Raw genomic sequence first — 22,738 nt, forward strand, 5'->3', positions numbered from 1 at the left:
CAACGCGGCGGGGGCGGATGACGAGAGCTTTCGACGAAATGAACGGCGGCGGATCGGGTGCGATCCGCGACAGCTACAAGACGCTGGCGGCGTGGCTGGAAAACGCGCCGGCCGATCTGCTGCAAGCGCGCTCGCGCCAGGCGGAGCTGTTCTTCCGCCGCATGGGCGTGACCTTCGCCGTCTACGGCGACGAGGAATCCAACGAACGGCTGATCCCCTTCGATGTTGTGCCGCGCATCATCGGCGCGGACGAATGGGGCGGTCTGGAAAAGGGGCTGAAACAGCGCGTCACCGCCATCAACGCCTTCCTGAAAGATATCTATGGACCGCAGGACTGCATCAAGGCGGGCATCGTCCCGGCCGATCTGATCCTGACCAATCCGCATTATCGGCCGGAGATGCAGGGGCGTCGTCCACCGGGCGACGTCTGGTGCCATATCTCGGGCGTCGATCTGGTGCGCACCGGCGAGGACGGCTTCTACGTTCTGGAAGACAACTGCCGCACGCCGTCGGGCGTCTCCTACATGCTGGAGAACCGCGAGATGATGATGCGGCTGTTCCCCGACCTGTTCGCGGAGCACGCCGTGCGGCCTGTCGAAATCTACACCGACATGCTGCTGCGCTCGTTGCAGGCGTCCGCGCCGGCAGGGGCGGGGGCGGACCCGACGATCGTCGTGCTGACGCCCGGCCCCTTCAACTCGGCCTACTACGAGCACAGCTTCCTGGCCGACAAGCTGGGTGTGGAGCTGGTCCAGGGCACGGACCTGTTCGTCAATGACGACACGGTCTTCATGCGCACGACCGAGGGGCCAAAGCGCGTCGATGTCATCTATCGCCGCATCGATGACGACTTCCTCGATCCCCTGACCTTCATGCCAAACTCCACAATCGGGGTGCCGGGGCTGATGTCGGCCTATTTCGCCGGGCGGGTGACCCTGGCCAATGCGGTCGGGACGGGCGTGGCCGACGACAAGGCCGTCTATACCTACATGCCCGAGATCATCCGCTTCTTTACGGGCGAGGATGCGATCCTGCAGAACGTGCCGACCTGGCGCTGTCGCGAGCCGGACGCCCTGAAGGAAGTGCTGGATAAGCTGCCGGAACTGGTGGTCAAGGAAGTTGGCGGATCGGGCGGCTACGGCATGCTGGTCGGGCCGACCTCGACCAAGGCCGAGATCGAGGATTTTCGCGCCAAGCTGATCGCCGATCCCGACGACTTCATCGCCCAGCCGACGCTGAGCCTGTCGACGGCCCCAACGCTGAACGGCGGCGCCCTGTCGCCCCGCCACGTCGACCTCAGGCCGTTCGTCCTGTCCAGCCCGGCCGGCGTGCGCGTCGCGCCCGGCGGCCTGACGCGGGTGGCGCTGAAGGAAGGGTCGCTGGTGGTGAACTCCAGCCAGGGCGGTGGAACCAAGGACACCTGGGTGCTGGACAACTGATGCTTTCACGCACCGCAGACAGCCTCTACTGGACCGGCCGCTACATGGAGCGGGCGGACTTCCTCGCCCGCATTCTGGAGGCGGCGATCCGTCTCGCCGCCTTGCCGGCCAAGGATCAGGCCGCCGTCACCGCCTGGGCGGGGGCCATCGCCTCGTCGGGGGTCAAGGCCGGCTTCGACGCGACCGGCCGGACCGTGTCGGAAAAGTCCGTGCGGGAATATCTGGCCTTCGGCTTCGACAATCCGACCTCGATCAAGGCCTGCATCACCAAGGCGCGGACCAATGCGCGCTCGGTGCGCACCGCCCTGACCATCGAACTGTGGGAGGCGATCAACGGCGCCTGGAACGGTCTGAACGAGCTGGGCGAACCGACCAAGCGCGACGACTTCACCAACTTCCTCGACTTCGTGAAATCGACGTCCCTGGCGGTTGAGGGCGCGTCGTCGCGGACCATGCTTAGGAACGACGCCTACTGGTTCCTGAGACTGGGCATGGCGATCGAGCGGGCCGACAACACCGCACGCCTGCTGGACGTGAAATATCACCTGCTGCTGCCGCCCGGCGAACGGGTGGGCGGGCAACTGGACTACTTCCAGTGGACGACCCTGCTGCGCGAGGTTTCGGCATTGACCGCCTATCGCTGGGTTTACCGCGAAAGCGTTCGGCCTTGGCTGGTGGCGGACCTGCTGGTGCTGAACCGCCAGATGCCGCGCTCGCTGGCCTCGTGTCAGGGCATGATCGTCAGCTATCTGGAGAAGCTGGCCACCGATTACGGGCGACGCGGCCCGGCGCAACGGCTGGCCTCCAATCGCCTCAGCCAGTTCAACGAGGCCAAGATCGAGGACATCTTCCAGTCCGGCCTGCACGAATACATTCAGGGCTTCCTGAACGAGAACAACGCCTTGGCCGCGGCCGTCCACGAACAGTATCTGGTCTGACCATGCGGATCCGGATCGATCACTCCACCCGCTACGCCTACGCCCGGCCCGCGCGCTTCATCGTCCAGATGCTGCGCCTGACGCCCAAGTCGTGTGAGAGCCAGCAGGTCCGCGACTGGCGGATCGAAACCGATGTGGACGCCCGGCTGCGGCGCAGCGAGGACGCGTTCGGCAACATCGTTCACAGCCTCTACACCGAGCGGCCGACCGACGCCCTGACCATCCGCGTCACCGGCGAGGTCTCGACCGTCGAGACGGGCGGCGTCGTGAAAGGGCAGGCCGAACGCCTGTCGCCCATCGTCTATCTGCGCGACACCCCGATGACCAAGGCCGACGCCGGCATCGTCGATTTCGCCCGCTCCATTCCTGAGGGCGCGACGCTGGGCCGGATGCATCAGTTGATGGGCGCGCTGAAGGATACGGTGGCGTTCGAGGTCGGCTCGACCTCCGCCTCCCACACCGCCGCCGAGGCCTTTGCTCAGAAGCGCGGCGTCTGTCAGGACCATTCGCAGATCTTCATCTCGGCCGCACGCCTGCTGGGCGTGCCGGCCCGCTATGTCTCGGGCCACCTCAGCCGTCAGGACGGACGCCACGATCAGGACGCCGCCCATGCCTGGGCCGAGGCCTGGGTCGAGAACCTGGGCTGGGTCGGGTTCGATCCCGCCAACGGCATCTGTCCGACCGAACACTATGTTCGGGTCGCGGTCGGCCTGGACGCGCGCGGCGCCACCCCGATCCGGGGCACGAGCTATGGCGGCGGCCAGGAGCAGCTGACCGTCGCTCTGAATGTGCGGCCGGTGCAACAGAGCCAGCAACAACTGCAATCCAGTGGATGGCCCCGATAGGCATGACGCGCGAATCTGTTAGCGTCTGGGGATTCGCAACGCGGGGAGCGAATAGAGCGAAGTGACCTATTGCGTAGGCATGCTGGTGGACGACGGGTTGGCGATGATCGCCGACACGCGCACCAATGCGGGCGTGGACAACATCTCGTCCTATCGCAAACTTCACATCTACAAGTCGCCGGGCGAGCGGATCCTGGCGGTCGCGACGGCGGGCAATCTGTCGGTCACCCAGACGGCGCTGGCCATGGTCGCAGCTGGGGTCAAACTGCCGGACTCAACTGAGCTTGAAACGCTCCAGACCGCCCCGACCCTGTTCCGCGCCGCCCAACTTCTGGGTCATGCGATGGCCAGCGTGCGCGCCAGCATCAATACGCCGCCGACGCCGACCGCAGACGGGTTGAACGTCACCGCCTCCATGCTGCTGGGCGGTCAGATCGCCGGTGGCAAGATGGGGCTCTATCTGATCTACGGGCAGGGCAACTTCATCGAGTGCGGGCCCGATACGCCCTATTTGCAGATCGGCGAGCTGAAGTACGGCAAGCCTATTCTGGACCGCGCCCTGCACAGCTCCACCTCCCTGTCCGAGGCGGTGAAGCTGGGGCTGATCTCGTTCGATTCGACCATCCGCTCGAACATTGCCGTCGGGCCGCCGCTGGACCTGATCGTGATGAAGCGCGACCAACTGATGGGCACGGCGCGGCGCATTGAGGCGGATGATCCCTATTTCCGCGATTTGGGCCGGCGTTGGTCCGAAGCCCTGGCCGCCGCCCACCGCGCCATGCCTGATCCGACCTGGCTGGATATCGACACGTCGGCGCCTCAGAGGAGCATAAGCGCCGTCGGCTAATTAAGATTGCGATTTGTTCGCAATTGTCTTGTGCCTTCCTGTCGAGCTGGTTATTGCGAGCGCATCGCAAAATCAGACCAAAAGGTCGCAAGACTATGTCCGAATCCCGCGCCGCCGCGCTCCGCTCGCTTCTCTTCGCCTCCAGCGCCGCCGGCATGCTGGTCGCCGCCCCCGCCATCGCCGCTGATGTGACCGCTGAGGACGGCGTGGTCGTCACGGCCGACCAGTCCCAGCCCGCCAATCTGGGCACGATCGACGTCAATGGTCAGTTCAAGAAACGAGAGCCGCAAAGCCCGGAGTTCGTCGCGCCTTTGGTGAACACCCCCCGTGCGGTCACCATCATTCCTGAACAGGTGATCACTCAAACGGCGGCGACGTCGCTTGAAGACCTGTTGCGCAACTCGCCAGGTATCACCTTCGGCGCGGGCGAGGGCGGTCAGCCGCTTGCCGACCGACCGTTCATCCGGGGGCAGTCCTCGGCCAACAACATCTTCGTCGATGGCGTGCGTGACGCCGGCGGTCAGCAGCGCGAGGTCTTCGATTTGGAGCAGGTCGAAGTGATCAAAGGGGCCGATTCCGTCTATTCGGGTCGTGGTTCCGGCGGCGGCAGCATCAACCTCGGCTCCAAACAGCCGCGGCTGACCGATTCCGTCAGCGCCAGCGCGGGCGTGGGCACGGACAGTTACTATCGCGCCACGGTGGACGGCAACTGGCGCTTGAACGAGACCAGCGCCTTCCGCCTGAACCTGCTGGCGACCGAGGGCGATGTGCCGGGTCGTCGCGAGGTGGACTTTGAAAAATATGGCTTGGCCATGGCGCTCGGCCTTGGTCTGGGAACCGACACCTCGGCGACGATCAACTATTACCGTCTGAGAGCTGATTCGATGCCCGACTACGGCATTCCGCTGGATCGCAAGCTGGACAACAACTGGGCGATTCAGACGACCGACAGCCGCATCCTGAACGTCCCTTACGACAGCTTCTACGGGCTGAAGGCGCGCGACTACATGCGTAATGAGGTCGACAGCGTCACGGTCAAGTTGGAACACCGATTCAGCGACAGCCTTTTCTTGCGCAATCTGACCCGTTATTCCGAGACGCTGAACGATTACGTCGTGACCAACCCGGGTGACGGCGGCGTGGCTGTTCTGGTCGGCGACACCTGGTGGATGAGGCGAGGCCTGAAGTCTCGATGGAATCCGGCGGAGACCTTCGCCAACGTCACGGATGTGTACGGCGATTTCACCACGGGCGCGCTGAAGCACAGCTTCGACCTGGGTGTCGAATACACCCGCGAGATCAATCGCAACGCCTCCCACACGATCACCACCACCAGTGGATCGACCTGTCCAGCTGAACTGGGCGGCTTCGACTGCACGCCGGTGTATGACCCCAATCCAAGCGACCCTTGGAGCGGCTCCATCACGCGGGGCGCCGAAACGCACTCCAACACCACGAGCTGGGGCGTATATGGGGCGGATTCGATCGCCTTCGGCGCGAACTGGGTGCTGAACCTGGGCGTGCGCTACGACCGATACGAGACCGAAGGCAGCGCGATCGCGCGCGGTCAAACGACCCCGACCTTCGGCGAGTTCGAATGGGACTTCGTCAACTATCAGGTCGGGCTGGTTTACAAGCCGAGCGAGAACACCAGTCTGTACGCCTCCTACTCGACCTCTTCGACCCCGCCCACGGTCTCGGGCGGCGATCAGAACGGCGCCACCGGCGGCCAAGGCAGCGGCAATCTGTCCGGACAGGTTCTCGACCCTGAAGACACCGAAAACTATGAAATCGGCGCCAAGGCCGAACTGTTCGGCCAGAAGCTGAGCCTGAGCGGGGCCCTGTTCCGAACGACCCGCAAAAACGCACAGATCCTGATTTCCGATGGGGTCTACGCCCAGGCGGGCGAGGTCGAGGTCAAGGGGCTGGAACTCGGCGTCTCGGGCAACATCACCCCGTCCTGGAGCGTGTTCGGCGGCTACACCTATATGGATTCCGAACTCGTGCGCGGCGCCTACAACAACGCCAATGTTGGTGACCCGCTGGCCAACACGCCCAAGAACAGCTTCAGCCTGTTCACCACCTACCAGCTGTTGTCGAAGTTGAGCGTGGGCGGCGGCGTCTATTACGTAGACGACCGGTTCGGCGGCAACCAGGGCGGGGCCGGGGGCGGAACGGCGCGGGTCTATGCACCCAGCTACACCCGCCTGGACCTGTTCGCCGCCTATGATCTGACGGACCGCGCGACGCTTCAGCTGAACGTCAAGAATGTGACGGACGAGGAATACATCATGCGCACCAACGGCGTTCACCACGCCGATGTGGCCGCAGGTCGCCAGGCCATCCTGGCCCTGAACCTGCGCTTCTAAAGGCCGCTTCCCCGGCCTAGTCTGACGGCCCCGCAATCCCCGCGGGGCCGTTTCGTCTTTCAGCGAGAACGCCTGTGCTGCTGCAGATTCCGGAAGTCTTCTCCAAGGCCGAGGTCGCGGCTCTGCGTGCCCGGCTGGACGCCGGGCCGTGGGCGGACGGCAACGCCACCTCCGGCCATCAATCGGCGACGGCGAAGAAGAACCTGCAATTGCCCGAAGAGTCGGACGTGGCGAAGGAGGTCTCGGCCCTGATCGTCCAGGCGCTGAACGCCAATCCGATGTTTGTGGCGGCGGCCCTGCCGCACACGATCTTTCCGCCCCTGTTCAACCGCTACGAAGGCGGGGGCGAGTTCGGCCTGCATGTCGATAACGCCATCCGCCAGTCCCGCAACGGCGGGGCGATCCGCATTCGCAGCGACCTGTCGGCGACCTTGTTCCTGTCCGAGCCCGAGGACTACGACGGCGGCGAACTGATCATCGAGGAGATGTACGGGGCGCAGGCGATCAAGCTGCCGGCTGGCGATCTGGTCCTCTATCCGTCGAAGAGCCTGCACCGCGTCACGCCGGTGACGCGCGGGGCGCGGGTGTCGTCCTTCATGTGGATGCAGAGCCTGGTGCGCGACGACGCCGATCGCGAGACCCTGTTCCGTCTGGACATCGCCACCCAGCGCGTGGCGACCGAGAGGGGACCGAAGGATCAGGCGGTGATCGAATTGACCGGCGTCTATCACAATCTGCTGCGGCGCTGGACCGAGCTCTGACGCCCAAGGCGCTGCGACGTCGCTAAATGCTATTGCAACCCGTTCGCAACAATGGCACAGCGAGCTCGTGACCGAACTCGCCACACAGCGTCAGGCCGAAACCGCAGCCAAGGGCCTGAAACCCAAGGCGGCGCTGAACGGCGCACGGTCGTTCTGGCTGAAGCAGCTGCATAGCTGGCACTGGATTTCAGCGGCGGTCAGCCTGGTCGGAATGATTCTGTTCGCGGTCACCGGAATCACCCTGAACCATGCGGCCTCGATCCCCGGCGATCCGGTTACGGTCGAACAGACCGCGACCTTGCCGGCGCCCCTGCTGCAGCGGTTGGCCAGTTTCCCGCAGGAGACGACCGAGCCTGTCCCCGACGCCGTCGCGCGCTGGGCGTCCGAGGCGCTCAAGGTCGAGATCGCCGGCAAGCCGACCGAGACGACGGCGCAAGAGGTCTATGTCGCCCTGGCCATGCCTGGCGGCGACGGATGGGTCACCATCGACCGTGCGACCGGCGAGACCCTGCACGAGAAGACGACGCGCGGCTGGATCGCCTACCTCAACGACCTGCACAAGGGTCGCAACGCCGGCGTGGTCTGGTTCTGGTTCATCGACGTGTTCGCGGCGGCCTGCGTCATCTTCGCCGTCACAGGCCTAGGCCTGATGCTCCTGCACGCCAAGGGTCGGCCCTCGACCTGGCCGCTGGCGGCTCTGGGCCTGCTGATCCCCGTCGTCATCGCCCTGATCTTCATTCACTGAGAGTTTTCCGATGCGCCTTCTTCCCGTCGTCATCACCACCGTCGGCCTGGCCGCCGCCGCTGCGCCCGCCATGGCCGCCGACCTGACGGTGTCGGTCGAGATTCCGCGTCTGAACACCGCCTCCTATCATCGCCCCTATGTCGCGGTGTGGATCGAAAAGCCGGACCAATCCGCCGAACGCACTCTGGCGGTCTGGTATCAGCAGACCCGGAATAACGAGGGCGACGGCAAGGACTGGCTGAAGGATCTGCGCACCTGGTGGCGCAAGGGCGGTCGGGCCATGAGCCTGCCGGCCGACGGCGTATCCGGCGCCACGCGCGCGCCGGGCCGCCAGACCGTCACCGTGCCCGCCGCCCGGCTGCGCAACCTTCAGCCCGGCCAGTACAACATCGTCGTCGAGGCGGCCCGCGAACTGGGCGGACGCGAGGTCGTGCGCGTGCCCTTCCGCTGGGGCGCGGCCAACACCGGCGCCGGAACCGGCTCCACCGAACTGGGCGCCGTGCGCGTCGCCGTCTCTCGCTGAGGATTGACCATGAAGAAGACGATCGCCCTGCTGACGCTGGCCGCAGCACTGGCCGCCCCCATGGCCGCCCAGGCCCACCGCGCCTGGCTGGCGCCCACCGCCACGACCCTGTCGGGCACGGACGCCTGGGTCGGATTCGACGCCGGCATGTCGAACCAGGTGTTCAACCCCGACCACGCCGCGATGCGCCTGACCGGCCTGACCATCACCGCGCCGGACGGCTCGGCGGTCCGGCCCGAGAACGCCATGCAGGGCCGCTATCGCTCGACCTTCGACGCCCATCTGACCCAGAACGGCACCTACAAGATCGCCAATGTCATGGGCGGCGTCATGGCCAGCTACACCCTGAACGGCGAACAGAAGCGCTGGCGCGGCGCGGCCTCGGAATACCCGGCGGGCCTGCCCGAGGGCGCGAGCAATGTTCAGGCGACCCGCACCGCCAGCCGGATCGAGACCTTCGTCACCCTTAACAATCCGACCGACACCGTCTTCAAAACGACCGGCGAGGGGCTTGAACTGGTTCCCGTCACCCACCCGAACGATCTGGTGGTGGGCGAGCCTGCCACCTTTAAGCTGCTGAACAACGGCCAGCCGGCGGCTGACATCGACGTCACCGTGGCGCGCGGCGGTCTGCGTTACCGCGACAACCCCGAAGAATCGACGGTCAAGACCAACGCCGAGGGCGCCTTCACAATCACCTGGCCGGAAGCAGGCATGTACTGGCTGAACGCCTCGGTCCGCACCGAAGGCCAGGGCGAAACGCTGGGTTCCAACGCCAGCTATGTGGCGGCGATGGAAGTCCTGCCCTAAGCGAAGGGCCATGTCCGACATTCCCCCCTCGCGCGGTTCACGCGCCGCCCCGCCCACGGTCAATATCGGCGACCGCGCCGACAACCGTGTCCTCGTGCCCGCGATCGAAGGCGCGCCGCCCCGTCCCCCTAGCAACCTGATTCGCTCGCTGGGCGGCCAAACCATGGGCACGACCTGGAGCGCGCGCGTCATCGCCCCGCCAGGCGTCGGTGAGGCCGAGGTCCAGGCGGCAATCGAAGAGGAGCTTGCGACCGTCGTCGGTCTGTTCAGCCCGTGGGAGCCGTCCAGCGAGATCAGCCGCTTCAACACCGCGCCCGCCGGCGTCTGGGCCGTATCCCAGCCGTTCTGGGATCTGCTGGATGCGGCGATGACCCTGGGCGACGAAACCAACGGCGCGGTCGATCCGACCCTGGGCGCCTTGGTCGATCTGTGGGGCTTCGGCCCGCCCGGACCGCGTTCGGCCTTGTTGCCCGTCCCGGCCGAAGAAGAGATCGCCGCGGCTGCGGCCGTGTCGGGCTGGCAAAAGCTGCGGCTGAACGGCGATGCGCGCGCGGTTATGCAGATGGGCGGGATGAGGCTGGATTTCTCCGGCATCGCCAAAGGTCATGCGGTGGATCGCGTGTCCGACCGCCTGATGGCGATGGGCGCGACCTCGCACCTGATCGAGATTGGCGGGGAGCTGAAGGGGCGCGGCGTCAAGCCGGACGCCCAGCCGTGGTGGGTCGAGATCGAGCGGGTCGAGGGTTCGCCTGCGCCCCACACCGTGGCGGCCCTGTTCGATCTCGCCGTGGCGACCAGCGGCGACTATCGCCGCGCGTTCCGCCATGACGGGCGCCTTTATCCCCATACGATCGACGGACCGACCGGTCGTCCGGTCAGCAATAATCTGAGCTCGGTCACCGTCCTGCACCCCTCGGCCATGATGGCCGACGCCTACGCCACGGCGTTGACGGTCATGGGGCCGTTTGACGGACCGGACTACGCCGAGGCCGTGGGTCTGATGGCCCATTTCGTCGAACGCACCGAGCGCGGGCCGGTCGAGCGGATGTCGCCGGCTTTCGCCGCTCTGCTTGACGACGACGGAGATCGTCCGGGGTGACAGCCGATCCGCAGCGCTGGCTGTGGGCGGTCGGGGCCTTGGCGCTTTGGCTGGCCCTGATCGCCGTCATCGTCTGGCGCGAACGCAAGGCCAGGGCGGCGGCCCACGCGCGGTCTGATGCTCTGGCGGGAGCAGGTGAGGGACGGCCGGTGCTGATCGCCTTCGCCAGCCAGACGGGCTTCGCCGAAGAACTGGCGTGGATGACGGCGCGGTCTCTGGGCGATGGCGGCGTGGGTGCGCGGGTGCTGTCCTTCGCCGATCTGGATGTGCAGACGCTGAAGTCGACGGACCGGGCGCTGCTGATCGTCTCCACGACGGGCGAGGGCGATCCGCCAGACAGCGCCGCCAGGTTCGTGCGTAAGGTCATGGGCGAGGCGACGGACCTGTCGAAGCTGCGCTTCGGTCTGCTGGCGCTGGGCGACCGCAGCTATGATCAGTTCTGCGGGTTCGGCCATGCGGTCGACGGCTGGCTGAGACGCGCGGGCGCCGAACCCCTCTTCGACATGGTCGAGGTCGACAACGGCGAGGCCGGCGCCATCCGCCACTGGCAGCACCAACTGAACCAGATCACCGGCAGCGTGACGGCCCCCGACTGGACCCCGCCCGCCTACGACCCCTGGCGGCTGGTCGAACGCACCCTCGTCAATCCGGGCAGTCCCGGCGGCGAGGCCTATCATCTGGCGTTCGAGGCTGTGGGCGCGACGCCCGACTGGTCGGCCGGCGACATCGCCGAGGTCGGCCTGCCTGAGCGTGACGGCGTCACGCCGGGTTCGCGCGAATATTCCATCGCCTCCCTGCCGTCGGACGGTCGGGTCGAGTTTCTGATCCGCCTGATGCGCCATCCCGACGGCGCCCCGGGTCTGGCGTCGGGATGGCTGACGCAAGACCTGGCGCTGGGTGATCAGGTCGGAATGCGCCTGCGCGCGAACCGCAGCTTCCACGGCCCGGCGGACGAAACGCCGATGATCCTGATCGGCAACGGAACAGGCATCGCTGGTTTGCGCGCGCATTTGAAGTCGCGCACGGCGTCGGGCGGGGCCTGGCTGCTGTTCGGAGAACGGACCCAGGCGCACGACGCCTTCTTCGATGCGGAGTTGCAGGCCTGGCTGGCGTCGGGCGTGCTGCGGCGGCTTGATCGGAGCTTCTCGCGCGATGCGGGCGACGGCAGATATGTGCAGGACCTAGTAGCGGCTGCAGCCGACGAACTGCGTGCCTGGGGCTCGCGCGGCGCGGCGATCTACGTCTGCGGCAGTCTGGAAGGCATGTCGCAAGGCGTGCATGCCGCGCTGGAAAGCGCGCTGGGCGCGGACGTGGTGCTGACCCTGCTGGAAGACGGCCGCTACCGCCGTGACGTGTACTGAACCCCGTCTTTGCCGATGGGGGCTACTGGCCTAGTCGCCCCAACAGTTCCGCCGCGAAGGTCGACAGGGTGTCGTCGCGCGCGCCCATGACGATGACGCGATCGCCGGGCTTGGCGATCTCGACGACCCGGTCGCCGCAGTCCGCGCGCGTCGCCAGCGCCTCGGCCTGACGGCCGGAGGCGCGGACGCCGGAGGCGATGTCTTCCGATCCCACGCTGCGGTCGGTGGTGCCGCCGTAATAGACAGGCTCGGGCATCAGCAGCACGTCGTCCTCGCGCATCAGGCCGGCGAAACCGTCGATGAACTCGGACTTCATCAGCTTCAGCGGCCCGAACCCATGCGGCTGAAACAGGATCAGCAGCCGGCCGTCGAAGGCGTGCAGAGTCTTCAGCGTGGCCGCGATCTTGTCCGGGTTATGGGCGAAGTCGTCGATGACAGTGATGTCGCCCGCCGTTCCGACCACCTCCATCCGGCGCCGGATGCCGGCGAAGGTCTCCAGCGCCTTGACCGCCTCGGCCGTCGGCACGCCAAGCGCCCGGGTCGCGCCCAACGCGGCCAGGGCGTTGGCGACATTGTGCGCGCCGGGCACGTTCAGGACCACGTCGTGTTCGCTCCAGCCCTCGATCAGGCGAAACCGCATGCCCGTCGGCAGGGGCTGAAGATCGTGGCCGGACAGGTCGGCCTTCTCTTCGCCCAGGCCGAAGGTGATCGCTTTCCCAGCCGGCAAGGTCTGGGCCAGGGCCGCCGTCTCGGGATTGTCCAGGTTCAACACGGCCGTCGTCGCCCGCGCGGTGAAGCCGCCGAACAGGTCGCGCAGCTCCTCCATCGACTTGTGGTCCAGCGAGATGTTGGACACCACCGCCACCGTCGGATCGTAGCGGGCGATGGAGCCGTCGCTTTCGTCCACCTCCGACACGAACACGTCGGGCCCGCCGATCAGGGCGCTGGCGAACGGATGGTCGGCGTCGGCGAAGTTCTTCATCACCGCCCCGTTCATGACGGTCGGCTCTCGGCCCGTCTGATGCAGGATCCAGGCGATCATGCCGGTGATGGTGGACTTGCCGCTGGTGCCCGCAACCCCGACCGAGGTCGGGGCGGCGTTGAAGAGTTCGCTGAGCAGTTCGGGCCGGGTCTTGATGGTTGCGCCCGCGCGCCTGGCCGCGCCAATGTCGGGCACCGTCTCCTCAATGGCGCCGGTGGCGATGACGGTCTGATCCGCGCGGGTCACGCCCGATCCGTCCTGGGGATACAGGGTCACGCCGTGGGCGCGCAGCCAGTTGAACTTCTCGGGCGTACGGCCCTGATCCAGCGCCCGGTCCGATCCTTCGATCACGGCGCCGCGCGCCTGGACGATCATGGCCAGGGGCAGCATGCCCGACCCGCCGATGCCGCAGAAGAAATAGGAGGCGTCTTGGTTCATGCCCCCTTAGAACAGGGGATCGGGCCGGTCCGCCAGTAGGGGATCGCAAAAACGACGAAGAAGACGGACGTGGATACCAATAGCTTCAAGATCGGCGTCGTCTGCGCCAGTTCGCGCTTCTCGAAAGAGCGCGCCGAGGCGGTCGAGGCCTGGATGGCGCACAACCATCCCGACCGCGATGTCGCCGTCGTCTTCCACCCCGCCTGTTTCCTGAAACACGGTCATTTCGCCGGCGACGACCGGGCGCGCGCCGACGCCTTCGTCGCGTTCGCCAACGATCCCCGCATCGACGCCATCTGGTTCGCGCGCGGCGGCTACGGCTCTTGTCGCATCGCTGATGCGGTTATCCCGCGCCTGGACGCCGTCGCCCGCAAGAAGCGCTACATGGGGTATTCCGACGCCGGCAGCCTGTTGGCCGGAATGTACAAGGCCGGGTTCCAGCATCTGGCGCACGGACCGATGGCCTCGGATTCGGTGCGCGACGACGCGACCGCGCGCGGCGCCCTGTCCTGGCTGACCACCGGACGCACCGACTGGATCGAGCCGTCGCTGGCGACCGATCCGCGCCCGGCCGTCGCCTTCAACCTGACCATCCTGAACGAACTGACCGGCACGCCGCTGGAGCCTGATCTGTCCGACCACGTCCTGATGTTGGAGGAGGTGTCCGAGGCCGCCTACCGAATCGACCGAATGATGTTTCACTTGACCAGCCAGGCCAGCATTCGTCGTGTAGCCGGGATTCGCCTGGGACGGGTCTCGGACGTCACGCCAAACGATCCCGATTTCGGTCAGACACCGGAGGAAATTGTTCGGTACTGGTGCCTGCGTTCGGGCATACCCTTCCTGGGAAGCGCCGATATCGGGCATGACGCCGCCAATAAGGTCGTCCCCTTCGGTCGCCCTTGAGGCGAACGACGCGCGACGAAAAGGACACAGTCTCGCCTCTATTCGCTATGGCGGAGCCGCCCGCCTCTCGACAGAACGGCGGTCCTGACCTCAGATGCCGGTCCGCGAGGCGTTAGGACTTCGTTAGCCAAGGCGTTGGGGGACGCTGCGGTTTGCGCCTTCTGCGATGCGGCGGTTCGTTCGGATATCGGGGGATGCCCGGACGAGCCGCCTGATCGTCTTCCCATCCATCGACGTTGAGGGCCGCAGGGCTTAAGGATCGCGGGTGCGTTTCGACGAAAGATTCATCGATGAACTGAAGGCCCGCCTTCGGCCGTCCGACGTGATCGGGCGGACGGTGAAGCTGAAACGTCAGGGCCGCGAATATGTCGGTCTGTCGCCCTTCTCGAAGGAGAAGTCGCCGTCCTTTTTCGTCAATGACGACAAGGGTTTCTTCCACGACTTCTCGTCCGGCAAGCATGGCGACATCATCTCCTTCTTGCAGGAAACCGAGCGGCTCAGCTTCGTTGAGGCGGTGCAGCGCCTGGCCGGCGAGGCGGGGATGCAGCTCCCGGCCGAAGACCCCAAGGAGGCCGAGCGCGAGCAGAAGCGGGCGGGTCTGTCGGACTGGATGGACCTGGCCCAGAAATGGTTCGCCGCAAACCTGCGCCGCACGCCGGGCAAGGCGGCGCGCGAATACCTGGACAAGCGCGGCCTGCCCGAGGATCAGTGGGAGCGGTTCGGCCTGGGCTATGCGCCCAACGACCGTGAGGGGCTGAAGCAGGCGTTGGTCCAGCGCGGCGCCAAGCCCGCCGAACTGGTCGAGGCCGGGCTGTTGATCTCGCCCGAAAGCGGCGGCCAGCCCTATGATCGCTTCCGCGACCGGCTGATGTTCCCGATTCTGGATGCGCGCGGCCGGATCGTCAGCTTCGGCGGCCGGGCCATGAACCCCGACGACCGGGCGAAATATCTGAACGGCCCGGAAAGCCCGCTCTTCCACAAGGGCGCGACCCTCTACGGCCTGCCCGAAGCGCGGCGCATACTGGGGGCGGAATCCAAGAACGACCAGGCCATCATCGTGGTTGAAGGCTATATGGACGTCATCGCGTGCCAGCGCGCGGGCCTGCCGGCCGTGGCGCCGATGGGCACGGCTCTCACCGAGGAGCAGATGGAACGGCTGTGGCGCGTGTCGCACGAGCCGATCCTGTGCTTCGACGGCGATGCGGCGGGACTGCGCGCCGCCTATCGCGCGATCGAACGTTCGCTGCCGCTGCTGAAGCCAGGGCGCTCCTTCCGGTTCGCGCTGCTGGGCGCCGGGCAGGATCCCGACGACATTCTGCGCGACAAGGGCGCGCCCGCCCTGCGCCAGGCCCTGACCGAAACCCATGGGTTCGCCGAGGTGCTGTTCCGCCGTGAACAGGATCTGGAGCCGCTGGACACGCCGGAGCGCAAGGCCGGTTTCAAGGCGCGACTGAGAAACACCGCCTCGGCCATCCAGGACAAGGATCTGGCGGAGCAATACCGCCGCGACCTGTTCGACCGTTTCGACGCCCTGTTCCCCCGCAGCCCTCAACGCGCGCCCTGGACCCAGGGGCAGGGCAAACGCGGTTTCGGCCCGCCGCCCAAACTGGGTCAGACGGCCGAGGGCGCCCAGGCGATGCAGTCGCTGTTTCGCGCCATCGAGCCCGTGCCGGCCGCTCTGGCCCACGGCGCCATCGACGACCCCGAACGGATGGACGACCATCTGGAGGAGATCGCCGCCCACGGATTCGGCGACAAGGGGCTGGATGGACTGGCGCAGGAGCTGGTTCGCCTGCGTCTGTCGGGACATAGCCTTGACTCCGCCGCCCTGCGACGCCATCTGGCGCAATCGGGTCATGATGCCTTAGTGCGCGAGGTCGAGAAGGCGGCGGCAAAGTCCGGCGCGCCATTCCTGGCCGCAAATGCGCCCCTCGCCGAGGCAAGGGTCCGATGGTCGCAGGCGTTCGACGCTTCGACGCGGGTCGCCGCGTTGGAGGACGCCTTGGCCCATGCACGTGATGTGCCTGGGCAGGATGAGGCGTTCCGCCGGCTGAAGGCCGAGCGGGATGCGCTTCGCCGTGCGATCAAAGCCGGGACGATTTGGGAAGACAGCGCGGGCACGTAACCTTACGGCACGCCAAGCATTGTATTTTTCGCCGGGGCGGACTGATCACCCTCTCGGCTGGAGACAGACTGACTATGAACGCACAGACCGAGACGCAGGACACCGAGGTTTCGACCGATGGGCCCCTGCTCGATCTGACGGACGCCGGCGTCAAGAAGTTCATCAAGCAAGCCAAGGCGCGCGGCTATGTGACGATGGAGGAGCTGAACAAGGTCCTGCCGTCCGAAGAAGTCACGCCCGACGCCATTGAAGACACCCTGGCGATGCTGTCCGAAATGGGCGTCAACGTCGTGGAGGCCGAGGAGGACGCGCAGGAGCAGCAGTCCACCGACGTCGCCGCCGCCGCTGGCACCGCCGTGGCCGAAACGCCCGCCAAGTCGGCCTATGACCGCACCGATGACCCCGTGCGCATGTATCTGCGCGAGATGGGTTCGGTCGAACTGCTGAGCCGCGAAGGCGAAATCGCCATCGCCAAGCGGATCGAGGCCGGCCGCGACGCCATGATCTCGGGTCTGTGCGAAAGCGCCCTGACCTTCGAGGCCATCATGGTCTGGCGCGACGAGCTGGAAAATAACCGCATCCTGCTGCGCGAGGTCATCGACCTGGACGCCACCTATGGCGTTCTGAACCCTTCGTCCCTGCCGGGCGCCGCCCAGCCTGAAGGCGAAGAGGAAGAAGAGGCCGAGGAAAAGCCGGCCGCCGAAGACAAGCCTGAGTCCGACGACGACGATGACGACGATTTTGACGACGGCGGCGGCATGTCGATCTCGGCGTTGGAAGCCGAGTTGCGCGACGGGGTGATGGACGTCCTGAACGCGATCGCCGCCGACTTCGGCGCCTTCCGCGCCCTGCAGGACAAGCTGGTTCAGACCCGCCTGAAGGGCGAGGTGCTGAGCGCCAAGGATGAAAAGGCCTATCAGGCGCTGACGACGTCCATCTCGGACCGTCTGAAGACGATGAAGCTGAACAACAATCGCATCGAGGCGCTGGTCGAGCAGCTCTATGCGATCAACAAGCGCCTGATCGGTCTGGAAGGCCGTCTGCTGCGTCTCGCCGACAGCTACGGCATTTCGCGGCCCGAGTTCCTCAAGGCCTATTTCGGCTCCGAGCTCGACCCCACATGGACCGACCGGATCAAGGATCAGGGCGTGCGCTGGACCAAGTTCAGCGAGAACGAAGCCAGCCAGATCGCGACCATCCGTTCTGACGTCGCCGCCGTGGCGCTGGAAGCCGGCCTGCCGATCGACGACTATCGCCGCATCGTCCAGACGGTGCAGAAGGGCGAGCGCGAAGCGCGGCAAGCCAAGAAGGAAATGGTCGAGGCCAACCTGCGCCTCGTGATCTCGATCGCCAAGAAATACACCAACCGCGGCCTGCAGTTCCTGGACCTGATCCAGGAGGGCAACATCGGCCTGATGAAGGCGGTCGACAAGTTTGAGTACCGCCGCGGCTACAAGTTCTCGACCTACGCCACTTGGTGGATTCGTCAAGCGATCACTCGCTCGATCGCCGACCAGGCGCGCACCATCCGCATCCCGGTGCACATGATCGAGACGATCAACAAGATCGTCCGCACCAGCCGCCAGATGCTGCACGAGATCGGCCGCGAGCCGACGCCGGAAGAGCTGGCCGAAAAGCTGGCCATGCCACTGGAGAAGGTGCGCAAGGTTCTGAAGATCGCCAAGGAGCCGATCTCGCTGGAAACCCCCATCGGGGATGAGGAAGACAGCCACCTGGGCGACTTCATCGAGGACAAGAACGCCGTCCTGCCGATCGACGCCGCCATTCAGTCGAACCTGCGTGAGACCACCACCCGCGTTCTGGCGTCGCTGACGCCGCGTGAGGAGCGGGTGCTGCGGATGCGCTTCGGCATCGGCATGAACACCGACCACACGCTGGAAGAGGTCGGCCAGCAGTTCTCGGTCACCCGCGAACGCATCCGTCAGATCGAGGCCAAGGCGCTGCGCAAGCTGAAGCACCCGTCGCGGTCGCGCAAACTGCGGTCCTTCCTGGACAGCTGATACTATCAAGGGCGGCTCCGACGGGCCGCCCTTTTGCTTGGCAGGCGACATGGCCCGAAAGCACGTCAATCTCGGTACGGCGCCGGCCAAGTCCGACCTGCCGCAAAAGCGCTGCGCCGCCTGCGGTCTGCCGTTCGCCTGGCGCAAGAAGTGGGCGCGGGACTGGGATCAGGTGCGGTTGTGTTCGGATCGCTGCCGGGCCAAGGGTGCGTCCGAAGACCGCCGATAGATGGCTCTCCGCCTCGTGACTACGGCGGCGTCGGGAATCAGCTAAGCGTCGCGACCATGCACTCCGTGTCGCGTATCTCTCCCTTTCTCATCGGCCTCGGCGTCCTGCTGATCCTCAGCGGCTGCGTGCGGCGGCCGCCCGAGCCGTTGCGGCCGTCCCCCTATCCGTCGCGCACCGAGGCGCCCTTGGTCGGGGGGCTGGTGGACCGAATGATCGACGGCGGGACCCAGGCCCTGGTCGTGCGCGAGGGGAATGATCTGGGGCGCTGCATGGCCGAGCTGACCGCTGCGCGCGTGCGCTTCAGTCCCGTGCCGGATCGCCAGAACACCGCGACCTGCGGCCTGAGCAACGGCGGGGTGCTGGGCGCCGACCTGGGGACCGTGGCGCGCATGGCGCCGGGCGACGTGGAGATGACCTGCCAGACGGCGCTGGCGCTGAGCATCTGGCGTCGTCAGTCGCTGGAGCCGGCGGCGCGCGAGATCCTGGGGTCGGACGTCGTGCAGATCGACCACATGGGGGCCTACGCCTGTCGCAACGTGAACAACGGCGTGGGCTCCAACCGCATCAGCGCCCATTCCCAGGCGGCGGCGCTGGACTTCGCCGGGGTGCGGCTGAGGGACGGGCGGCGCATCACTGTGACGAAGGACTGGAACGGCGACACGCCCGAGGCGCGCTTTCTGAAGCGTATCCGCGACGACGCCTGCCGCATCTTCGGCACGACGCTCAGCCCCGACTACAACGCCGTCCACTACGACCACCTGCACCTCGAGGCGACCGACACGCGCTTCTGTCGCTGAGGCAACGCTTTGGCGCGGGGCGGATTACGCCCCTATGCGCGGTGAACTGAAGACCTATCAGGCCAAGCGCCGGTTCGGCGAAACGCCCGAGCCGAAGGGCGCCAAGGCAAAGCGCGCGAAGGGCGGCTTCCGCTACCTGATTCAGCGCCATGCCGCGACGCGACTGCACTATGACTTCCGCATCGAGGCGGACGGGGTGCTGAAATCCTGGGCCGTGACCAAGGCGCCGTCGCGCGACACAGCGGTGAAGCGGCTGGCGGTCGAGGTCGAGGATCATCCGCTGGATTACGGGTCGTTCGAGGGGACGATTCCCGACGGCAACTACGGCGCCGGCACGGTGCAGATGTGGGATGTCGGCACCTGGGAGCCGCAGGAGCCGGACCTGGAGGCGGCCTGGGCCAAGGGTCAGATCAAGATGATCCTTCACGGCGAACGGCTGAAGGGCAAATGGGCGCTGATTCGGCTGAAGAGCGATCGGGGCAAACCCTCCAAACGCAACAACTGGCTGCTGCTTAAGGAGAAGGACGACTTCGCCGTGGCGGGGGAGGGCGATGCGCTGGCCGAAATCGACGCCTCGGTGACGACCGGGCGGTCGCTGGCCGAGATTGCGGACGGGACCAAGCAATGGACGGCGTCCAAGCCGACTGGGCGTAAAGGCCCGGTCAAGCCCAAGCCCCCGAAAGCGGCGGCGAAGGCCAGGAAGCCGCCGGCCTTCGTGCCGATCCAGCTGTGCAAGGTGACTGACCATCCGCCGGGCGGGACGGGCTGGGCGCACGAGATCAAGTTCGACGGCTATCGCATCCAGATCGGCGTGGGCGGCGGTCGGGCGGTCTTGCGGACACGCAAGGGTCTGGACTGGAGCGACAAGTTCCCGGACCTTGCGGCGGATGCGGCGACCTGGCCCGACGCGGTGATCGACGGCGAACTGTGCGCGCTCGACGACGATCACATGCCGGACTTCGGGGCGTTGCAGGCCGCCATTTCGGACGAGAAGACGGAAGGCCTGGTCTATTTCGCCTTCGACCTGTTGTTCGAGGGGGCGGAGGATCTGCGCAAACTGCCGCTGTCGCATCGCAAGGCGCGGCTGCAGGCCTATGTGGACAGGATCGGAAAGGCGGCCGCAGGGCGGCTGCGCTACGTCGAGCATTTCGCCTCGACCGGCCAGGCGGTGCTGGAGAGCGCCTGCCGGATGGATCTGGAAGGCGTGATCTCCAAGAAGCTGGACGCGCCCTATCACGCCGGGCGGTCATCAACCTGGCTGAAGTCCAAATGCCGGGGGCGCGACGAAGTGGTGATCGGCGGCTGGTCGTCCGAGGGCGGCACGCGGTTCCGCTCTCTGCTGGTCGGGGTCAGGGAAAAGGGCGGCCTGCGCTATCTGGGCCGGGTCGGGACCGGCTATGGCGAGGCGGTGACGAAAACGCTTGTTCCGGCGCTGAAGGGCGTGGCGGCGGAGAAGTCTCCCTTCGCCGGGGCGGGCGCGCCCAAGGCGGCCAACGACATCCATTGGGTCAAGCCGGTGCTGGTCGCCGAGGTCGAGCACGGCGGCTATACCGAATCCGGATCGCTGCGGCAGGCGGCGTTCAAAGGGTTGCGAGAAGACAAGACGGCCGCAGAGGTCACCGAGCCGCCGCAGCCGCCCACGGACATGGGCGACGCGAAGAAGACCATGACGACGGTGCGACCGGCTGGAAAGCCGGGCAAGGTGGTCGTGGCGGGCGTGACCCTCTCCAGCCCCGATAAGGTGTTGTGGCCCGCCGTCGGCGACCGGCCGGCGATCACCAAGGCCGATCTGGCCCGATATTATGAAGCGGCGGCCGAGCGGATTCTGCCCCATGTGACGGACCGGCCGACCTCGATCATCCGAGCGCCCGAGGGGATCGGCGGCGAGACCTTCTTCCAGCGTCATGCCATGGCGGGGTCGAACCCGCGGCTGAAGCTGATCGACGTCAAAGCCCGCACCCCTTACGTCGCCGCCGTCGATGGCGGCGGCCTGGTCGCCATCGCCCAGTCGGGCGGGCTGGAACTCCACCCCTGGGGCTGTGCGCCTGGCCAGCCGGAAGTGCCTGAGCAGATCACCTTCGATCTGGATCCGGACGAGGGGCTGGACTTCGCCGACGTCATCGCCGCGTCCAAGGTCGTGAAGGCGAAGATCGAGGCGCTGGGTCTGGCCGCCTTCGTCAAGACGACCGGGGGCAAGGGGCTGCACGTCGTCGTGCCGATCAAGACCGACGCCCGCTCGCGGGTGACCTGGGATCAGAACAAGGCCTTCGCCAAGGCCGTGGCCGAGTCCATCCGCGCCGAGGCGCCGGACCGGTTCACCACGACCCTGGCCAAGAAGGCGCGGGGTGGGAAAATCTTCATCGACTATCTGCGCAACGGGCGAATGGCGACGGCGGTCGCGCCCTGGTCGCCGCGCGCACGGCCGGGGGCGGGGATCGCCTTGCCGCTGTCGTGGGGGCAGGTGAAGGTTGGGCTAGATCCCTCCGCATTCAACCTTTGGACCTATGCGGCCTTGCTGAAGAAGCCCGATCCATGGGCCGATTTCCGCGCCTCGGCGGTCAGTTTGAAATCGGCGCTGAAAAAAATGGGCGTCTAGGCCGCTGTCTTCTTCTTTGCCGCAGCCCTCTTGGGCGTCGCCTTCTTTGCCGGGGCCTTCTTTGCGGCCGGCTTCTTCGTCCCCGTCGCCGACCCTTTCAGGCTGTTTCGCAATGCGGCCATCAGGTCGATGACATTGGTGTCGTCAGGTTCGGCGACATCGATCACGCCCTTGCCGCCCTTGGACTTGGCCTTGATCATCGCGCGCAGGGCGTCGTCGTAGCCGTCCTTGAAGTCCGTCGGGTCGAAGTCCGCCTCCTTCTGCCCGATAATGCGCGCGGCGATCTCGACCATGTCGGGATCGGCCTTCACTGTCGGAATGTCGTCGAAGTATTCGTCGGAATCGCGCACCTCGTCATGGGCTCGCAGGGTATAGGCGATCAGCCCCTTGCCCCGGACTTCCAGCGCCAGCTGGCGCTCCTTGCCGCGCAGGACCAACTGACCCAGCGCCACCTTGCCCTGTTTCTTCATGGCGTCGCGGATGACGGCGAAGGCCTCGACGCCCGCGCCTTTCTCGGGAACCACGAAGAAGGGATCGTCCCAATACAGTCGGTCGATGTCGTCCTCGTCGACGAACTTGTCGATCGAGATGGTCTTGGTGCTCTCCAGCTTCACCTTGTCGAAGTCGGCGTCGTCGAACAGGACATATTCGTCCTTTGACACCTCATAGCCGCGCACCAGATCGCTGCGCTCGACCGGCCCGGCGTCCGGGTCGGTCGGCACCATGCGGATGCGATTGTTGGTGTCGGGATTGATCAGGTGAAACCGCACGTCGTTCGTGCTGGTCGTCGCCGTGTAGAGGGCCACCGGACAGGTGACCAGCGACAGCTTCAGATGTCCTTGCCAGGTAGGGCGGGCGGCCATGTCGATTCTCCTCGATCCGTGACAATGCGTCAGGGCGATTTGCG

General features: G+C 66.3%; 19 protein-coding genes. 17 read left to right on the plus strand and 2 right to left on the minus strand.

Going from position 1 to position 22,738, the window contains the following annotated elements; genetic code table 11:
- The first annotated feature begins 17 nt into the window (after window positions 1–17).
- From JX001_RS05575 to JX001_RS05625, 11 genes are all read left to right on the plus strand, one after another.
- Entirely contained in the window at window positions 18–1,439 is a 1,422-nt protein-coding gene (locus tag JX001_RS05575) for a circularly permuted type 2 ATP-grasp protein (RefSeq protein WP_017504409.1), read from the plus strand.
- A complete protein-coding gene (locus JX001_RS05580; protein WP_039244207.1) occupies window positions 1,439–2,377 on the plus strand; it encodes an alpha-E domain-containing protein in 939 nt (312 codons plus the stop codon). The genes JX001_RS05575 and JX001_RS05580 overlap by 1 nt, the downstream gene beginning before the upstream one ends.
- A gap of 2 nt (window positions 2,378–2,379) precedes the next feature.
- Window positions 2,380–3,222: a transglutaminase family protein gene (locus tag JX001_RS05585; RefSeq protein WP_205682638.1), complete on the plus strand. Its 843-nt coding sequence runs from the start codon at window positions 2,380–2,382 to the stop codon at window positions 3,220–3,222.
- A gap of 79 nt (window positions 3,223–3,301) precedes the next feature.
- Entirely contained in the window at window positions 3,302–4,069 is a 768-nt protein-coding gene (locus tag JX001_RS05590; RefSeq protein WP_241004773.1) for a proteasome-type protease, read from the plus strand.
- 95 nt (window positions 4,070–4,164) lie between these two features.
- Complete coding sequence (locus JX001_RS05595; RefSeq protein ID WP_205682640.1) at window positions 4,165–6,438, plus strand: TonB-dependent receptor; 2,274 nt, start codon at window positions 4,165–4,167, stop codon at window positions 6,436–6,438.
- Window positions 6,439–6,512: 74 nt separating this feature from the next.
- Window positions 6,513–7,199 carry a Fe2+-dependent dioxygenase gene (locus tag JX001_RS05600; protein WP_205682641.1) on the plus strand — a complete coding sequence of 229 codons (687 nt, stop codon included), beginning with the start codon at window positions 6,513–6,515 and terminating at the stop codon, window positions 7,197–7,199.
- A 67-nt stretch (window positions 7,200–7,266) separates the two neighbouring features.
- Window positions 7,267–7,944, plus strand: coding sequence for a PepSY-associated TM helix domain-containing protein (locus JX001_RS05605; RefSeq protein ID WP_434082629.1), 678 nt, complete (start codon window positions 7,267–7,269; stop codon window positions 7,942–7,944).
- Between the two features lie 10 nt (window positions 7,945–7,954).
- Window positions 7,955–8,467 (plus strand): DUF2271 domain-containing protein, encoded by a 513-nt coding sequence (locus tag JX001_RS05610; RefSeq protein ID WP_055752840.1) that lies wholly within the window; start codon window positions 7,955–7,957, stop codon window positions 8,465–8,467.
- A gap of 9 nt (window positions 8,468–8,476) precedes the next feature.
- The gene (locus JX001_RS05615) at window positions 8,477–9,277 is read left to right on the plus strand and encodes a DUF4198 domain-containing protein (protein ID WP_205682642.1); all 801 of its coding nucleotides are present in this window, start codon (window positions 8,477–8,479) and stop codon (window positions 9,275–9,277) included.
- 10 nt (window positions 9,278–9,287) lie between these two features.
- Window positions 9,288–10,376: an FAD:protein FMN transferase gene (locus tag JX001_RS05620; protein WP_205682643.1), complete on the plus strand. Its 1,089-nt coding sequence runs from the start codon at window positions 9,288–9,290 to the stop codon at window positions 10,374–10,376.
- Window positions 10,373–11,737, plus strand: coding sequence for a sulfite reductase subunit alpha (locus JX001_RS05625; protein ID WP_205682644.1), 1,365 nt, complete (start codon window positions 10,373–10,375; stop codon window positions 11,735–11,737). Before JX001_RS05620 ends, JX001_RS05625 begins: the two co-directional genes overlap by 4 nt.
- 22 nt (window positions 11,738–11,759) lie before the next feature.
- Here the strand turns inward: JX001_RS05625 and JX001_RS05630 are convergent, their stop codons facing one another.
- On the minus strand, window positions 11,760–13,157 hold the full coding sequence (locus JX001_RS05630; RefSeq protein ID WP_205682646.1) for a UDP-N-acetylmuramate--L-alanine ligase: 1,398 nt from the start codon (window positions 13,155–13,157) through the stop codon (window positions 11,760–11,762).
- Window positions 13,158–13,226: 69 nt separating this feature from the next.
- On the opposite strand from JX001_RS05630, the gene JX001_RS05635 reads away from it, so the two are divergent.
- The 6 genes from JX001_RS05635 (at window position 13,227) to ligD (ending at window position 21,831) form a co-directional block, all read left to right on the plus strand.
- Window positions 13,227–14,063 carry an LD-carboxypeptidase gene (locus JX001_RS05635; protein WP_205682647.1) on the plus strand — a complete coding sequence of 279 codons (837 nt, stop codon included), beginning with the start codon at window positions 13,227–13,229 and terminating at the stop codon, window positions 14,061–14,063.
- Window positions 14,064–14,328: 265 nt separating this feature from the next.
- Window positions 14,329–16,188 carry a DNA primase gene (dnaG, locus tag JX001_RS05640; protein ID WP_205682649.1) on the plus strand — a complete coding sequence of 620 codons (1,860 nt, stop codon included), beginning with the start codon at window positions 14,329–14,331 and terminating at the stop codon, window positions 16,186–16,188.
- A gap of 74 nt (window positions 16,189–16,262) precedes the next feature.
- On the plus strand, window positions 16,263–18,209 hold the full coding sequence (gene rpoD, locus JX001_RS05645) for an RNA polymerase sigma factor RpoD (protein WP_055752847.1): 1,947 nt from the start codon (window positions 16,263–16,265) through the stop codon (window positions 18,207–18,209).
- Between the two features lie 49 nt (window positions 18,210–18,258).
- Complete coding sequence (locus JX001_RS05650) at window positions 18,259–18,438, plus strand: DUF2256 domain-containing protein (RefSeq protein WP_205682652.1); 180 nt, start codon at window positions 18,259–18,261, stop codon at window positions 18,436–18,438.
- 56 nt (window positions 18,439–18,494) lie between these two features.
- Entirely contained in the window at window positions 18,495–19,235 is a 741-nt protein-coding gene (locus JX001_RS05655) for an extensin-like domain-containing protein (RefSeq protein WP_205682653.1), read from the plus strand.
- A 34-nt stretch (window positions 19,236–19,269) separates the two neighbouring features.
- The gene (gene ligD, locus JX001_RS05660; RefSeq protein WP_205682654.1) at window positions 19,270–21,831 is read left to right on the plus strand and encodes a DNA ligase D; all 2,562 of its coding nucleotides are present in this window, start codon (window positions 19,270–19,272) and stop codon (window positions 21,829–21,831) included.
- On the opposite strand, the gene ku is transcribed toward ligD, so the two are convergent.
- Window positions 21,828–22,694: a non-homologous end joining protein Ku gene (ku, locus tag JX001_RS05665; RefSeq protein ID WP_205682655.1), complete on the minus strand. Its 867-nt coding sequence runs from the start codon at window positions 22,692–22,694 to the stop codon at window positions 21,828–21,830. The genes ligD and ku overlap by 4 nt on opposite strands.
- Window positions 22,695–22,738: the final 44 nt, after the last annotated feature.

The organism is Brevundimonas fontaquae (genome assembly GCF_017086445.1).
In the GTDB taxonomy this organism is placed as follows: Bacteria; Pseudomonadota; Alphaproteobacteria; order Caulobacterales; family Caulobacteraceae; genus Brevundimonas; species Brevundimonas fontaquae.

Coding starts and splice junctions, on each gene's coding strand:
- ligD (WP_205682654.1), top strand. CDS start 19,270: ATGCGCGGTGAACTGAAGACCTATCAGGCCAAGCGCCGGTTCGGCGAA.
- ku (WP_205682655.1), bottom strand. CDS start 22,694: ATGGCCGCCCGCCCTACCTGGCAAGGACATCTGAAGCTGTCGCTGGTC.
- JX001_RS05595 (WP_205682640.1), top strand. CDS start 4,165: ATGTCCGAATCCCGCGCCGCCGCGCTCCGCTCGCTTCTCTTCGCCTCC.
- JX001_RS05590 (WP_241004773.1), top strand. CDS start 3,302: ATGCTGGTGGACGACGGGTTGGCGATGATCGCCGACACGCGCACCAAT.
- JX001_RS05575 (WP_017504409.1), top strand. CDS start 18: ATGACGAGAGCTTTCGACGAAATGAACGGCGGCGGATCGGGTGCGATC.
- JX001_RS05585 (WP_205682638.1), top strand. CDS start 2,380: ATGCGGATCCGGATCGATCACTCCACCCGCTACGCCTACGCCCGGCCC.
- JX001_RS05615 (WP_205682642.1), top strand. CDS start 8,477: ATGAAGAAGACGATCGCCCTGCTGACGCTGGCCGCAGCACTGGCCGCC.
- JX001_RS05655 (WP_205682653.1), top strand. CDS start 18,495: ATGCACTCCGTGTCGCGTATCTCTCCCTTTCTCATCGGCCTCGGCGTC.
- rpoD (WP_055752847.1), top strand. CDS start 16,263: ATGAACGCACAGACCGAGACGCAGGACACCGAGGTTTCGACCGATGGG.
- JX001_RS05580 (WP_039244207.1), top strand. CDS start 1,439: ATGCTTTCACGCACCGCAGACAGCCTCTACTGGACCGGCCGCTACATG.
- JX001_RS05620 (WP_205682643.1), top strand. CDS start 9,288: ATGTCCGACATTCCCCCCTCGCGCGGTTCACGCGCCGCCCCGCCCACG.
- JX001_RS05630 (WP_205682646.1), bottom strand. CDS start 13,157: ATGAACCAAGACGCCTCCTATTTCTTCTGCGGCATCGGCGGGTCGGGC.
- JX001_RS05650 (WP_205682652.1), top strand. CDS start 18,259: ATGGCCCGAAAGCACGTCAATCTCGGTACGGCGCCGGCCAAGTCCGAC.
- JX001_RS05610 (WP_055752840.1), top strand. CDS start 7,955: ATGCGCCTTCTTCCCGTCGTCATCACCACCGTCGGCCTGGCCGCCGCC.